Source organism: Devosia sp. 1635 (assembly GCF_013185955.1).
In the GTDB taxonomy this organism is placed as follows: Bacteria; Pseudomonadota; Alphaproteobacteria; order Rhizobiales; family Devosiaceae; genus Devosia.
The window spans coordinates 474,595-489,400 of the sequence record NZ_JABAOM010000001.1; the positions used below are offsets into that span (position 1 = coordinate 474,595).

Sequence of the window (14,806 nt, forward strand, 5' to 3'; positions counted from 1 at the left end):
ACCCCCACCCCGACCCTCCCCTCAAGGGGGAGGGGGGCCCTCTCCATCATCCGTCCATCACGCGCACTCCGCCTGCGGCTCCCTCGTCTTCATGTTGTTGAGACGGAATGGGCAGGCGTTGGGGGTAATCATGTCTGACGCCAAAGCGAACTTCACCCACTGGGCAACCCTCGCCCAAAAGGAACTGCGCGATACTCCGGTGTCCGCGCTCAATCGGGATTATGGCGGCACGCGGGTCAAGCCGGTGTATTTCGCCGAGGATGCGCGTCAAATGAACGAGGTGCCGGGCGCCGAGCCGTTTACGCGTGGCATTCGGGCGACCATGTATGCCAACCGGCCCTGGACCATCCGGCAATATGCGGGCTTTTCCACCGCCCGGGAGTCCAATGAGTTTTACCGCCAGGCGCTGGAGCGGGGGCAGAAGGGGCTTTCGGTGGCCTTCGACCTTGCGACGCATCGCGGCTATGACAGTGACCATCCCCGCGTGGTGGGCGATGTCGGCAAGGCGGGGGTGGCCATCGACAGCGTCGAGGACATGAAAACGCTTTTCAACGGCATTCCGCTCGATCAGATGAGCGTGTCGATGACGATGAATGGCGCGGTGATCCCGGTTTTGGCCATGTTCATCGTGGCGGCCGAAGAGCAGGGCGTGCCGCAGGAAAAGCTCGAAGGGACCATCCAGAACGACATCCTCAAGGAGTTCATGGTCCGCAACACCTATATCTACCCGCCCGAGCCCTCCATGCGGATCGTGGGTGACATCATCGCCTATACCGCCCGGCACATGCCGCGGTTCAACTCGATCTCGATTTCGGGCTACCACATGCACGAAGCCGGGGCGACGGCGGTGCAGGAGCTCGCCTATACGCTGGCCGACGGGATCGAATATGTGCGGGCGGCGCAGGGGCGCGGGCTCGATATCGACGCCTTTGCCGGGCGGCTGAGCTTTTTCTTCGGCATCGGCATGAACTTCTTTCTCGAGATCGCGAAGCTGCGCGCGGCGCGCCAGCTCTGGAGCGAGATCATGACCGGGCTGGGGGCCAAGGACCCGCGCTCGAAAATGCTGCGCACCCATTGCCAGACTTCGGGTGTGTCGCTGACCGAGCAGGACCCGCACAACAATATCATCCGCACGACGATCGAGGCGCTGGCGGCCACCCTGGGCGGCACGCAGTCGCTCCACACCAATTCCTTTGATGAAGCCATTGCGCTGCCCACCGAATTTTCGAGCCGGATCGCGCGCAACACCCAGCTGATCCTCCAGCACGAAACCCGCATCACCGATGTGGTCGATCCTCTGGGCGGCTCGTTTTATATCGAGGCGCTCACGGCCGAACTCGTTGCCGGCGCCAAGGCGCGGATCGGGGAAGTGGAGGCGATGGACGGCATGACGGCGGCCGTCCAAAGCGGTGGCCCCAAGCTCGCCATTGAAACCGCGGCAGCGCAGCGCCAGGCCCGCATCGATCGGGGCGAGGACGTCATCGTGGGGGTCAACCGCTTCCGGCTCGATGCCGAAGAGCCGCTCGCCACCCGCCAGATCGACAATGCCAAGGTGCGCGACGAACAGGTCGCGGCCCTCGAGCAGGTGCGCCGCACCCGCGACGAGGCCCTCTGCCAATCCATGCTCGCGGCCCTGCGGGAGATGGCGGCCATGGATGAAGGCAATTTGCTCGAGGCCGCCATCGCGGCGGCGCGCGCTCGCGCCACGCTCGGGGAAATCAGCGCCGCGCTGGAGGACGTGTTTGGCCGTCATTCGGCCACGAACCGGGTGATATCGGGCATCTATGCCGCCAGCTACGAGGGCGACCCCGAATACAGCACCGTCGCCGGGCGCGTTGCTGCGTTCAAGGCGAGCCGGGGCCGGGCGCCCTCGCTGCTGGTGGCCAAGATGGGGCAGGACGGGCACGATCGCGGCGCCAAGATCATCGCTTCGGCTTTCGCCGATCTGGGCTTCGCGGTGCATCTGGGGCAATTGTTCCAGACGGCGCAGGAGGTGGCCGATGATGCCGCCAGGCTCGATGTCGATGCCGTTGGCGTATCGTCGCTGGCGGCCGGGCACCTGACGCTGGTGCCTGAATTGATTGCGGCCCTGCGCGAGCGGGCACTTGGCGACACCACCGTGATCGTGGGTGGCGTGATCCCGGAAGGGGATTACGCCTTCTTGCTGGATGCTGGCGTGGCGGCCATTTTTGGCCCCGGCACCAATGTGCTGTCCGCTGCCTTTGCCCTCCTGGACCAGATCGAGGGCCGGCTCAGCAACCGCTAACCGGTCAGTTCTTGTCGACGGGCCTCGAGCGCATGCGGGACACCGTTTCGCGCTCCGCCCGCTTGCCGCGCAGCGGCGGCAGGCCGCGATCGAGCAGCGCCATATCCTCGAGCACCATGTCGCCCATGCGCTTGAAGGCGATATCGAGGGCCCCCGCCCGATGCGCCGAGCGCAACAGTCCCTCAAGACTGCGGGCGGGATGATTGAGGGGCAGCGGCTCTTCGGGGAAGACATCGGTCGCCGCGCGGATATGACCGCGGCGCACCGCCTCCATCAGCGCGTCGAAATCCACCACGTCAGCGCGGCTGAGGAGGATGAACGCGGCGCCCGGGCGCATGCTGTTGAACGCCTCGGCGCCAAGGAACGCCTTGTTTTCCGAGGTTACGGCAGCGACGACGAACACGAAGTCGCTTTGCGTCAGCACGTCGTCGAGCGTCGCCGGAACCACGCCATGCTCTTGGAGCAGCGATGGTGGCAGCCAGGGGTCGAACACGCGAACCCGGGCGCGAAAGCCGGCGAGGAGCCGGTTGAGCGTGCGGCCCAGATCGCCAAAGCCGATAATCCCGATCTCCGAGCCGCTTAGCAGCCGGGCGCTCCGGTTGCCGTCGCCACCCCAAAGCTCAGTGCCGGTGCGGAAGGCCGCATCATTGCCGCTGATCCCGCGCGCCAGATCGAGCGCGAGGCCGAGGCCAAGCTCCGCTACCGGCTCGGCAAACACCGCTCCGGTGGTGACCACATGGATGCCCCGCTCGAACAACGTGTCGTAGGGCATGTTGTTGATGAGATTGCTTTCGACATTGAAGATGCAGCGCAGATTGGTGAACTGGTCGAGAACCGCCGGGGAGATGGGCGGCTGACCCAGGATATAACGCGCTACGGCGAGACTTTCTCCGGGGACGGCATCGAGCTCGGTTGGCTCGATCTCGAGCACCCGATAGCGGGCAAACAGCGCGGCGCGCGCTTCGGGGGTGAAGATGAGATCGGTGCTGCGGGGATGGGGCGCGCTGATGATGAGAGGTTTGGCGTCGGAGGGCATAGGGCACCATGGCGCGGCAAAGGCGTGCCGGGGCGCGCTTGCCGCCACGGTCACACCCGTTCTGCCGGTTGTTGGGAGAAAGGCAGGCGGCGGAACGCTCCGGGAGCGCCCCGCCACGGCGATCGCTGGGCTGAACTATTGGCAGGCGCCGGGATCGGCCTGGGTGCACTTGTTGAATTCGAGATAGGTGAATTCTTCCACCGGCTCGCCTTCGATCAGCTTGATCATCAGGTCGGGGGCCTGGTGGCCCATCTCGAAGGGCTGCTGGGCCACATTGGCGTGCGAACGGCCTTGCTTGAACGCCTGGACCTGGGTGTCGAGCAAGTCCGAGGATACGATCACGATCTCCTTGGATTGGAGCTTGTCCATGATCGGGTCGGTGACCTGGGTATAGGCCTGCGGGCTGAACTGGGCCCAGCCGCCAACGAGGAAGAGGGCGTCGATATCGGGATTGGCGGTCAGCACGTCGGTGAGCTGCGTATTGGCCAGCGCCGAGTCGTCATTGGTGTAAACGGGGCAGCCTTCCACTTCGGTCCAGCCACCCTGGCCGGTGAGGCGGTCGGTGTTTTCGGCGCCCGCGAGCGTGTCGCGCGCGCCGGCGACGCGCTCATTGATGTTGGCCGCCGCCACATTGCCGAGCTGGAAGCAGACCGTGCCGCCCTCGGGCTTGAGCGCCATCAACTCCTTGGCGATTTCCTCGCCCAGCAGATAGTTGGAGTGCCCAATGAAGCCCTTGCGCAGATCGGCATCGGCTTCCAGCAGATCGGCATCGATGGTCATGATCGGGATCGTGGGGGCACGCTGTTTCAGCAAGTTCGCCATGGCCGGGGCGTTGGACGGCGAGATCGCCATGGCGGCAACGCCGCGGGTCAGCAGATCGTCCACAATCTGCACCTCGCCTGCTTCATCCGATGACAAGGCGGGGCCGGTATAGGTGCAGATATACTCGGAATCCGGGTTTTCCTCGTTCCACAACTCGCAGCCCTGGTGCATCTCCTCGAAATAGGGATTGTCGAGGCCCTTGACGACGATGGCGAGTTCTTTCTTGTCCTGCGCCATGACCGGGTTGCAGGCCATGACGAGGGCGCTGCCGGCGAGCAGCAGCCACAGTTTGGTGTTCATTGTCTCACTCCCATATTCTCAGCTCGGGCTCGTTGGCCCGCAACAATAAGCAGACACGGGCAACACGCCCGCTCCTCAGTCGGCTTCAATAAAGTCGGGGTCTTCAACTGGCTGAAAAGCCGCCAGCCTCCTCACAATACAATGCTTAGTACCCGCAAGCGCGAAGTCAACTGGCTAGTTCGAGCGGTTGTGCTTGGCTCAGCCGAGCAGGAGCATTGACGTGCCCGACTGGGCCAACCTAAGCTTGCCGGCAAAGGAGGCGGGCAAACCGCCGGGGCGAGGAGCGATGGCATGAGCGTGTTGGAGCTGGACCACGTGTCCAAGCACTATGGTGCGATCCAGGCCCTGAGTGATGTTTCCCTCACGCTCAATGCCGGGGAATGCGTGGGGCTGGTGGGCGACAATGGCGCGGGCAAGTCGACGCTGGTCAAGATCATCGCCGGTAACTTCCACCCGAGCAGCGGCGAAATCCGGATCGATGGGCAAAAGACCGATCTGCATAGCCCTAAGGACGCGCGCACCAAGGGAATCGAGATCGTCTACCAGGACCTGGCGCTGGCCGACAATCTGACCGCGGCCGCCAATATCTTCATGGGCCGCGAGCTCACCAATGGCTTTGGCATTCTCGATTATCGCGGCATGTACAGGCGGGCAGGGGAGCTGTTTGCCGAGCTGAAGTCCGAAACCCGGCCGCGCGATGTGGTGCGGCGTATGTCGGGCGGGCAGCGCCAGGCCGTGGCGATTGCGCGAACGCGGCTATCCAACCCCAAGATCGTGCTGATGGACGAGCCGACGGCGGCCATCAGCGTGCGCCAGGTGGCCGAAGTGCTCAACCTCATCCGGCGCCTCAAGGACCAGGGCATGGCCGTAGTGCTGATCAGCCACCGCATCCCCGATATTTTCGAAGTTTGCGACCGGCTGATCGTGCTGCGGCGGGGGCGTAAGGTTGGCGACAAGCGCGTCGCCGACTCCTCGCCCCAGGAGGTCACCGGCCTCATCACCGGCGCCATTGAACAGGTCTAGGGAGCAACAGAGATGGCCGCCGATTCATCCCTTTCGAGCGCGATCGACCAGCAAACCCATCGCGGTTTCCTCCCCTGGCTGCTTAGCCGGCAAGTGTTCTGGGTGGTGGTCGCTACCCTCGGGGCCTGCCTCTTCCTGTCGCTCTACACCTCGACTTTTGGCACGGCGCAGAACCTCTTTAACGTCACCCGCAATTTTGCGTTTGTCGGCATCATCGCGCTGGGCATGACGGCGGTGATCATGACGGGAGGGATCGATCTTTCGGTTGGCTCGACCGTGCTGGTCGCCGCCATTGTCACCAGCACGCTGATGGCCAGCGGGCTGCCATTGGGTATCGCCATGCCGGCAGCTTTGGGGGCAGCGCTGCTGATCGGCCTCGTCAACGGGGTCTTTGTCGCGGTTCTGGGCATGCCCCCTTTCGTGGTGACGCTGGGCATGATGTCGATCGCCCGCTCGCTGGGCATGGTGCTGTCCAACAACAAGCTGATCTACGAATTCGGGCCCGACCAGGGGCTGCTGTTTGCCATTGGCGGCGGCTCGGTGGTGTTCTTTGGGCTCCCCGTGCCCAATCCGCTGCTGGTGATGATTGCCCTGGCGCTGGTCACCGGCTTTGCCTTTCGCTGGACCAAATGGGGCCGCCATGTACTGGCCATCGGCGGCAATGAACATGCCGCTGTCCTCACCGGCATTCCGGTCCGCGCCGTCAAGGTTTCGGTCTATATGTTCGCCGCCTTCACCGCGGGCCTCACGGGCTTTCTCGAAGTGGGCTGGCTCGGCGGCGTCAGCACCGGGCTGGGCACCGGCATGGAGCTGACGGTGATCGCCGCGGCCGTGATCGGGGGCGCCAATCTCTCTGGCGGCAGCGGCTCGGCGCTTGGGGCGGTGATGGGCGCGGCGCTGATCGAGGTGATCCGCAACAGCTTGATCCTCCTGGGGATCAGCACGTTCTGGCAGGGCACCTTTGTGGGCTCGGCCATCGTGCTCGCGGTCGCCTTCAACAAGCTGCGCGACAAGGACACCAGCGAGTAGCGGGGCAGGGAAGCCCCTAACTCTCGAGGATCTTGCGCGCGATCGCGGCGGCTTGCACCCGGATATCGGGCACGGCCTCGATCTCGAAGAACCGCCCGCGCGTCAGCGGACCGAGCGCCAGCAGGTGCCGCGAGGGCTGCCCTTCGGCATTGACCACAAAGCAGTCGGGGCTGACATCGAGCCCGATATGGAGCGGGTCGGGGCGGGCGGCGCCGCTGGCCACGAGGTCGCGGATCACCGGACTGGAGCTCGAAAGCACATCGACGCTCACCCCGCCGCAATCATAGACCCGGGCGATATCGAGCGTTTCGCGCTCCTGCGTGCCCCGGCGGCGGATGGTGGCACGGACCCCTTCTGGAGCGCGGTCGATGCCGACAAACTCGGCCGCGACGAGGCTCACCTGACCCTCGGTGACCGCTTCCTCGAGACGCTGATGCAGCTCGGGTGGCAGCCGGTGGCGGTGAATGTTCCACCACGGCCGCAAATGGCGCAGCGCCTGGCGACGCGTGTGATCGGACCAGCTCTGCCAGATGCGCTGGTTATAAGGGCGAAGGCCATCAACGACGCTGCGCCAGTCGCCACCATTCGCCTCGGTCTGCGCCACAAGGCCCCGGAACCAGCCCATGAATTCGGGCAGGGACGCGCCAAAGGGCACATCGGCCTCCGCGATGCTGAGCGGGGGAATATCGCGGTGCCCCTTGGGCAGCAGCCCATTGCGCGACACGACGAGCGTTGGGCCGCGATGCTCGGCTTTCGCTAGGGACAGCCAGGCATCTACCATGGAAAGACCCGAGCCCAGGATCATCACCGGCGCATCTGGATCAAGCGGCGTATCGGCCTCCGAACCGACGCGCACGGCAATGCCGCGTCCCCGGGCCGGCTGGGTTTCGTGACCCACCGCCAGCACGGCAAAGCGGCTGGTGATGTTCGACCCGTTGGCGAGCAGCGTTTCCACCTCGTCGCGGCCTTCGGTGAGGCGCACAACTTCTTCGTTAAGCACGACGAGCCGCCCCGGTCGCGCCTGGGCTGCTTCGGCAAGCACATCCTCGAGATAAGCCCCATACAGCCGGCGCGGCACGAAGACCCAGGAGCCGGTGGGCGCCGGATAGTCCCGGGCCTGCAGCCAGCGCCAGAAATGATCGGGATCATCGGCAAAGGCGCTCATGCCGCGCGCCGGCACATTGACCTTGTGGTCGCGCTGGGTCGCGGAATAAGCGACGCCTTGCCCAACCTGTCCCCGGCGCTCCAAAAGGGTCACGCGGATATAGGCGGCCGGGTCGCGCAGCAAATGGGCGGCCAGCAACACGCCGCTGGCACCCCCGCCGATGATAGTCACTGCCAGCTCTCTGTTGCTCATCGAGAGCCTCCCTAACTATGCCCGGCTATGGACCCGTAGCCTCTAGCGACCCAAGCGCGCACAGACAAGCCACGCAGGGATGCCGCGCTTCCGAGGGGAACGTCCAGTGAAGCATCGACGTTGCCACCTCACTTTTCCCGAGAAGCCTTCTGACCTTAACCTCAAGAGCTCTAAACCTCAGGGCCATACGACCAAAGCATAGCTTTTCACGCCGCGCGGCAACTGGTCTCAAGAAGCTGCGCTTGCGCAGCGGCAACACCAGAGGTGTTTTGCCATGCCCTGGCTGCGCGTGCATGTTAACGGCGGAACGGCTCGCCCGAACTGCTGCCGAAAAGGAAACCACCCATGGCTGACGACAACACCACGAGCCTGCGCGACGCCGCGCTGCATTTCCACGAATATCCCAAGCCCGGCAAGCTCGAGATCGTGGCGACCAAGCCCCTCGCCAATACCCGTGATCTGTCGCTAGCCTATTCGCCCGGCGTGGCGATTCCCTGCGAGGAAATTGCCGCCGATCCCCAGGCCGCCTACAAATACACCTCCAAGGGCAATCTGGTTGCCGTGATTTCCAACGGCACCGCCGTGCTCGGCCTGGGCAATATCGGCGCGCTGGCCTCCAAGCCGGTGATGGAAGGCAAGGCGGTGCTGTTCAAGAAGTTCGCCGGCATCGATTCCATCGATCTGGAGGTCAACGAGCAGGACCCCAAGCGTTTCATCGAGATCGTGGCCCCGCTCGAACCCAGCTTTGGCGGCATCAATCTCGAGGACATCAAGGCCCCCGAGTGCTTCGAGATCGAGGAAGCGCTGCGCGAGCGCATGAACATCCCGGTGTTCCATGACGACCAGCACGGTACCGCCATCATCGTGGCCGCCGCCGTGATCAACGCCATGCGCCTTGTGGGCAAGGACATCGCCAAGGCCAAGATCGTCACCTCTGGCGCGGGCGCTGCCGCTATTGCCTGCATGAACATGCTGATCGCCGTTGGTGCCAAGCGCGAAAACATCTGGATCGCCGATAGCAAGGGCCTCGTGACCCGCAAGCGCGACAACTCCGTCGATCGCTGGCGCGGTGCCTTCGCGCAGGACACCGACAAGACCGAGCTCAGCGAAGTCATGGCCGGGGCCGATATCTATGTCGGGCTGTCCAAGGCCGGCGCGCTCAAGCCCGAAATGATGCGCGACATGGCGCCCAATCCGCTGATCCTGGCGCTGTCCAACCCCATCCCCGAGATCATGCCCGAACTGGCGCGCGAGGCGCGGCCTGACGCGATGATCTGCACCGGGCGCTCGGACTATCCCAACCAGGTCAACAATGTCCTCTGCTTCCCGTTCCTGTTCCGCGGCGCGCTCGATTGCGGCGCGACCGTCATCAATGAGGCGATGAAAGCGGCGGCTGCCGAAGCGATCGCCCAGCTCGCCCATGAGCCGGGCCTCGAAGCCAGCAGCCATGGGGTGCCCGCGATTTTCGGGCCGGACTATCTCATCCCCAACCCCTTTGATCAGCGCCTGATCCTGCGCATCGCCCCCGCTGTCGCCAAGGCAGCGATGGAAACCGGCGTCGCCCAGCGCCCGATCGAGGACTGGGCCGCTTATCGCGACACGCTGCACCGGTTTGTGTATCGCTCGGGCCTCGTCATGAAGCCCATGATCGAGCGGGCGCAGGAAAGCCTCAAGCGTATCGCCTTTGCCGATGGCGAGGACGAGCGGGTGCTGCGCGCCACCCAGGTGCTGCTGGAAGACAAGATGGGCCGCGCCATCCTGATCGGCCGCCCTTCGGTGATCGAGCAGCGCATCGCCCGCTTTGGCCTGACGCTGGAGGCCGGGCGCGATTTTGACGTCATCAACCCCGAAGACGATCCGCGCTATCGCGACTATGTGGACCTGTTCCACTCGCTGGTGGGCCGCAAGGGCGTCACCCCCGACACCGCCCGCACCATTGTGCGCACCAACACCACGGTGATTGGGGCCTTGGCCGTCAAGCGCGGCGAAGCCGATGCGCTGATCTGCGGCCTACAGGGCCGCTTCATCAAGCATGCGCGTGATATCCAGTCGATCATTGGCCTCGCGCCGCAGTCGCGCCAGCTGTCGGCGCTTTCCATGCTGGTGATGAGCCGGGGCGTGTTTTTCCTCGCCGACACCTATGTCAACATCGATCCCAGCGCCGACGAGATCGTGGCCATCACGCTGCAGGCGCGCGACCACCTCAAGCGCTTCAATATCGAGGCGCGGGCGGCGCTGCTGAGCTATTCCAATTTTGGCTCGCGCGACGGCGCCACGAGCCTCAAGATGCGCGAAGTGTTCGAAAAGCTGCAACAGGTCGCACCCGACCTTGTGGTCGATGGCGAAATGCAGGGGGATCTGGCGATCAACGAAAACCTGCGCGAGCGCTATGTCCCGAACTCGCTCCTGCGCGGCGAAGCCAATCTGCTGATCTTCCCCAATCTGGAAGCGGCCAACCTGTCCATGACGCTGCTCAAGGAACTCAACAACGCCCTCCCGATCGGCCCCATCCTCATGGGCACCAACCAGCCCGCCCACATCCTCGCCCCCTCCGTCACCAGCCGCGGCATCGTCAACATGGCCGCCGTCGCCGCCAGCGAAGTGGGGGTGGGCTAAAGCCACACCCGGGCGCAGTCCGGTGATGGGCTGCGCCTTTCATTGCAGGAGGGGCTAGGAAGCCGTCGCGCGCGCTTGCACAAAGCCGAGCAGCGCCGCGTCCGCGCGATCGGTCACCTCGGCAATGACCCGGTCTGGACTGAGTTGCGGCTCGGCTCGCGCAATTGCGGAAAGTCTTCTGGCTGCAAGCTGCGTCAGTAGCTTGTTGGGTGCTCTGGCGGCCGGGTGATGTATCAAGAGATTGGCACGGCCTTCGTAATACTTCTTGCCGCCCGTGATCTTGAAATAAAGCTCTTTCGCATTGGTGGGAAAGAGTTCCTTCCATCGGATCTGCGTGCTGAGTGCCTCAGACCAATCGAGCCATTTGGTGTGATGCAAGGGATGAATAGGCTGGGCCGCAATCCAGGGCGTTCGCAGCGCATCGGCGACGATGGCACCGTGCATGGCTTCGGTAACGAGACGCTCCAGACCGGCAATAGTGCTGAGCGTTTGCTGCACAGGTGCCGTGGGGTCGATGAACTTCACGCCCGCAAGGGCACAAGCCTCTTGCCAGTGGCCTCTCGCAAGGCTTTCAAAATGCGGCATGAAGCCAGTGCCGGATCGGCTGGCTCGTCCGATGGGGTAGATCTTGCGTAACAGAACGGCGCTGTCGCAAATGGCGAGCCCGGGGGGAAGTCTGAGCAGCTGTGCCGTGCGCGGTCCGCGCACGAAGACGGGCGACCAGCTGCCATCATGCAGATTGGGCAGCTTGCTATAGCCGCCATAACCCGAGCCGATAATGAATTTGCGCGAGGTGGAGGGCAGGAAATCCCAGATGATCGAGCCGATGCCGAGAAAGAGTTCGCTATCATCCTCGTCCAAAAATCCGCTGGGCAACAGGTGGGGCCACAGATAGGTGTTCAGTTCATCGCCGAAATTGGGCGTGTGGCCGCGGTAGTAAACCAGCTTCACTTGCTGCTTCTCCGCTTTGAGATCATGTCCCAGATTGCGTACAGCTGCCGGTGCGCCAGCAACCAGGCAACGCTGCCATACACTAAGGCGCCGACCGCCACCGCCGCGATTATCCGCGCCGCCGGGTCGGTGAGTGGCCAGGCCGCCGACGTAAATTGAATCGAAACGGCCATGGCCAGCGTAGCGAGAACGGGTACCCGGAAGCCCCAGAGATAGCAGAGCATCGGCATGTTCAGAATGCGCGCCACCATATGCACGGATGGCAGCCACATCAGATAGGTCTGGATGGCCAAGCCAATGCTGAGTTCGGCAACGCCAAAGCGGAAAAGCAGGACGATGCAGATGCCGGTCGCCAGCTGGCGACCCACCAAATAATAGAGCCACAGATCCGCATCGCCATTGCTGTTGATCAGCGAGCCTTGCAGCACCCCGATACAGGCCAATAGTCCAATGGCACAAAATGCCTGCACCACCGGCACCGCCTCACGCCAATGCGCACCGAAAAGGAATGGTACCAAATCCGGTGCGATAAGCGCCACGCCGGTGAACACGGGAAACGACACCGAAGCGGACAGGAACGTAGCGATGAGAAAGGCCTTGCGCCGCAACTCCGACTCGTCCTGCATGGAGGACAACAGGGAGAACGAGACCGCGTTGAGCGGTCCGGCCATGACATCGCTCAACAACTGGAAAATGCGCCGCGAGAAGCCGAACAGGCCTAGTGCATAGGGACCCAGCAGGCTCCCGATCAGCAATTGGTCGATGTTGATGCTGTTGATGAAGTTAGCGCCCGTGGCAAAGCCACCAAAGCGTGACAGCTCCTGCAGGGCTGACCGGCGGAAGGAGACGCGTGGCAGCCATTTGGCGCTGACCAGGCAGGCTAGGGTGGCCGCGGCCGAGGAAACAAGCTGGGCCAAGGCGAGCGCCCAGAGCCCGTAGCCGGCAAACAACACAGCCAGGCAAACCACAGCGCCCGCAAGCGAGGCCACCACGGTGCGCAAGGCGAGTTTGTGGAACAACATGGTTCGAACAAGCAGGGCGTTCGGCACGATGGCGACGAGGTCGAGCACGATCTTGAGCCCTAGCACGGGCATCAGCACTGCAAGCAGAGGCTGACCCATGGTCTCCGCCAGCGGTCGGGCGAGCAGGCACACCAGCGCATAAAGCAATGCAGCCAGCCCGGCACCCAGCCAGAACACGACGTCAAGATGCGCCGCGGTGATGTTGGCGCGCTGAATGAGCGCTTGTCCGAAACCGGTCGGCGCCACCGCGCCGAGCAGGGCGATGATCGTGCTGGCAAGGGCGACGATGCCGAAATCATCGGGACCAAGGGCACGCGAGGTTGCCAGAAACACTCCGGCGCTAACCAGCCCCGGCGTAAGGCTGCTGAAGACCGACCAGAGCACCCCGACAACGGCCGCGCGGCTGCGGGAGCCGGCGAGATGGAGGTCTACCTGCGCATCATAGGCCATCAGACACGACTTCCCGGGTGGTCTTGCAGAGCCACACAGCCGCGTACCCTACCAATTGGCAGCGTCTCGACGCACCGTCGCGATGGCGGTGCAAAGCGTCACGGGGAACCGGAACGGAAAGGATGGATCGGCTGCCGCTAGCTTTCGCAGCATGCCGAGATCGGGCAGCGACAATCGGATGAGTTGGCGGAGCAGAAGAAAGGTATAGGCCCGCTCAATGAGCTTGAGGGTGCGCCCGGCGATGTCGCGTTGTTCATCGTCCAATTCCACCTCGCTTAGGACGCGATGCCAGAGAAGTTTGAGGTAACCGTAGCGGCTCACAGTTTCCTTCTTGGACCAGTCGAAAGCAGACATATAGATATTGACGCCGGTGCCACAGACCACATTGACCGAGCAGGAGAAGCTCGCGCCGCCTGCCAACTGCCCCAGCTTGATCCAGAACAAGTAGTCTTCCCCTGCCGCACGCAAGCTCGTGTCAAAACGCATATCGGGGGCGGCCCGCAGGCGGTACACCACCGTCGAGGTCTGGCTGAGATATTCACGCAAGTAAGCGGCGAGGAGGGTCTCGCGGTCCACGAGCGCCCTCGTTCCGCTCCAAACGACACCCGATGCGCCCCGCTGCCATTCTGCCATGGTGTTGAGTTCGCCAAATAGACTGTGCTCCCAAACCTGCCGGGTGTGATCGCAAAAATAAAACGATGCCTCTGACCCGAGGCACTCCAGCGCTTCTTGCAGATGAGGTGGCGCCCATTCGTCGTCGGAATCGAGGAAGGCAATAAACTCCGCGCCCAACTCGACCGCCCGATCGATGCCGGTGTTGCGAGCGGCGCCGGGGCCACCATTCGACTGTTCGATCAGGATGAGCTCGTGCGGGAAACCCGACCGCACGAGGGCGAGTTCATCACTTGCCCGGATCGGGGACGCATCATCGACAACAATCACCGTAAGCTTGATAGCGCCCGCAAGCTCCTGCGCCGCAACCGAACGTAGTGCCCGCGCGAGGATACCGGCTTCCTTTTGGTAAAAGGGGATGACGACGGCGACGAGGATTTGTTCGCCGCTTGTGCTGCTATGGCCGGGCAAAGTACTCGCTCCGTAGTTTGGGGGTGAGCAGGCGCAGCTGGGCGAGAAGCCGGAGCTGAGCCAGAACGCGACGCCGACGGGGGCGGAACTGCCGCCAAATCGCAGCTGAAGCGCTGACGGCATCGGCATGCCCCACTCGGTAGATGGCTCCGGGGAATGGTAGTGGGGCGAGGGGAGTGCCGGCTTGGGCGAGAAGGCGCTTGGCGAACTTGTGGCTGCCAAACCACTGGCGCAGATAAGTTTCGTGCATGGCTTCCAGCGTGGGCGGCAGCACCAGCCGATCGGCATGGATGATCAGGGACGTGCCGCACAGCTCGTCAAAGCCTGACCCCAGCCGCATCAGGGTCGATGAGCCGTCATAGAGATAGCCGCTATCGACAAACCAGCCTGGCTGGGCAGGGTGAGCTTCGGCGAAGGCGGCGAGGCGATTGCTGACCAGATCATCGTAGTCGACGGTCATCACATAATTGTCCGGAGCGACGGAAAGAATGCCCGCAAACACCCGGCGGCCCTTGTCTGCCCGGATCGCCTCGAACCGGTGCTCCATATTGGCCAGGGGCGGCAACGGCGCCGGTGTGGGCAGATCGAGGCGATGCACTTCGATCTTGCCGGGCAAGTGCGGCAGGGGAGAATGGCGGCTCGCCACGACAATGCATCGCCAGCTCGAGCTGGTTTGTGCCGCGATCGAGGCTGCGGTAGCCTGCAGATTGCGCATGGCTGCAGGCCAGTCGGCCACACCGGCATGGTCGCGAATTGGGATGACGAAGCTCAGAGCTGGCATATGCTGGCCGGGGTTACAAAGCCGGGTGCCCGCACCCGTTTCCCGGTTTTAGCAGGCGCATTGCCACCAA

11 protein-coding genes are annotated in these 14,806 nt (G+C 63.7%); 4 read left to right on the forward strand and 7 right to left on the reverse strand.

Translation table 11 applies throughout. The features are described from left to right. Nucleotides 1-130 precede the first annotated feature (130 nt). Nucleotides 131-2,266, forward strand: coding sequence for a methylmalonyl-CoA mutase (gene scpA / locus HRU92_RS02350; protein ID WP_172122856.1), 2,136 nt, complete (start codon nucleotides 131-133; stop codon nucleotides 2,264-2,266). A 4-nt stretch (nucleotides 2,267-2,270) separates the two neighbouring features. Here scpA and HRU92_RS02355 read toward each other — a convergent pair whose 3' ends face one another. Next, a complete protein-coding gene (locus tag HRU92_RS02355; RefSeq protein WP_172122857.1) occupies nucleotides 2,271-3,302 on the reverse strand; it encodes a hydroxyacid dehydrogenase in 1,032 nt (343 codons plus the stop codon). A gap of 135 nt (nucleotides 3,303-3,437) precedes the next feature. Then, complete coding sequence (locus HRU92_RS02360) at nucleotides 3,438-4,424, reverse strand: substrate-binding domain-containing protein (RefSeq protein ID WP_172122858.1); 987 nt, start codon at nucleotides 4,422-4,424, stop codon at nucleotides 3,438-3,440. 291 nt (nucleotides 4,425-4,715) lie between these two features. Between HRU92_RS02360 and HRU92_RS02365 the strand changes: the two genes are divergently transcribed. Further along, nucleotides 4,716-5,447 (forward strand): ATP-binding cassette domain-containing protein, encoded by a 732-nt coding sequence (locus HRU92_RS02365; RefSeq protein ID WP_172122859.1) that lies wholly within the window; start codon nucleotides 4,716-4,718, stop codon nucleotides 5,445-5,447. A gap of 12 nt (nucleotides 5,448-5,459) precedes the next feature. Then, complete coding sequence (locus tag HRU92_RS02370; RefSeq protein WP_127752476.1) at nucleotides 5,460-6,476, forward strand: ABC transporter permease; 1,017 nt, start codon at nucleotides 5,460-5,462, stop codon at nucleotides 6,474-6,476. Between the two features lie 16 nt (nucleotides 6,477-6,492). Here the strand turns inward: HRU92_RS02370 and HRU92_RS02375 are convergent, their stop codons facing one another. Further along, entirely contained in the window at nucleotides 6,493-7,833 is a 1,341-nt protein-coding gene (locus HRU92_RS02375; protein WP_172122860.1) for an FAD/NAD(P)-binding protein, read from the reverse strand. A gap of 345 nt (nucleotides 7,834-8,178) precedes the next feature. Between HRU92_RS02375 and HRU92_RS02380 the strand changes: the two genes are divergently transcribed. Next, nucleotides 8,179-10,449 carry an NADP-dependent malic enzyme gene (locus HRU92_RS02380; protein WP_172122861.1) on the forward strand — a complete coding sequence of 757 codons (2,271 nt, stop codon included), beginning with the start codon at nucleotides 8,179-8,181 and terminating at the stop codon, nucleotides 10,447-10,449. Between the two features lie 54 nt (nucleotides 10,450-10,503). Here HRU92_RS02380 and HRU92_RS02385 read toward each other — a convergent pair whose 3' ends face one another. Genes HRU92_RS02385 through HRU92_RS02400 form a run of 4 tightly spaced genes read right to left on the reverse strand, consistent with a single transcriptional unit; the run spans nucleotide 10,504 to nucleotide 14,736 of the window. Further along, on the reverse strand, nucleotides 10,504-11,400 hold the full coding sequence (locus tag HRU92_RS02385) for a polysaccharide pyruvyl transferase family protein (RefSeq protein WP_127752479.1): 897 nt from the start codon (nucleotides 11,398-11,400) through the stop codon (nucleotides 10,504-10,506). Continuing rightward, nucleotides 11,397-12,872, reverse strand: coding sequence for a lipopolysaccharide biosynthesis protein (locus tag HRU92_RS02390; RefSeq protein WP_172122862.1), 1,476 nt, complete (start codon nucleotides 12,870-12,872; stop codon nucleotides 11,397-11,399). Before HRU92_RS02390 ends, HRU92_RS02385 begins: the two co-directional genes overlap by 4 nt. Before the next feature lie 48 nt (nucleotides 12,873-12,920). Next, nucleotides 12,921-13,955, reverse strand: a complete 1,035-nt coding sequence (locus tag HRU92_RS02395; RefSeq protein ID WP_172122863.1) for a glycosyltransferase family 2 protein — start codon at nucleotides 13,953-13,955, stop codon at nucleotides 12,921-12,923. Continuing rightward, entirely contained in the window at nucleotides 13,942-14,736 is a 795-nt protein-coding gene (locus HRU92_RS02400; RefSeq protein WP_173087502.1) for a galactosyl transferase, read from the reverse strand. Before HRU92_RS02400 ends, HRU92_RS02395 begins: the two co-directional genes overlap by 14 nt. Nucleotides 14,737-14,806: the final 70 nt, after the last annotated feature.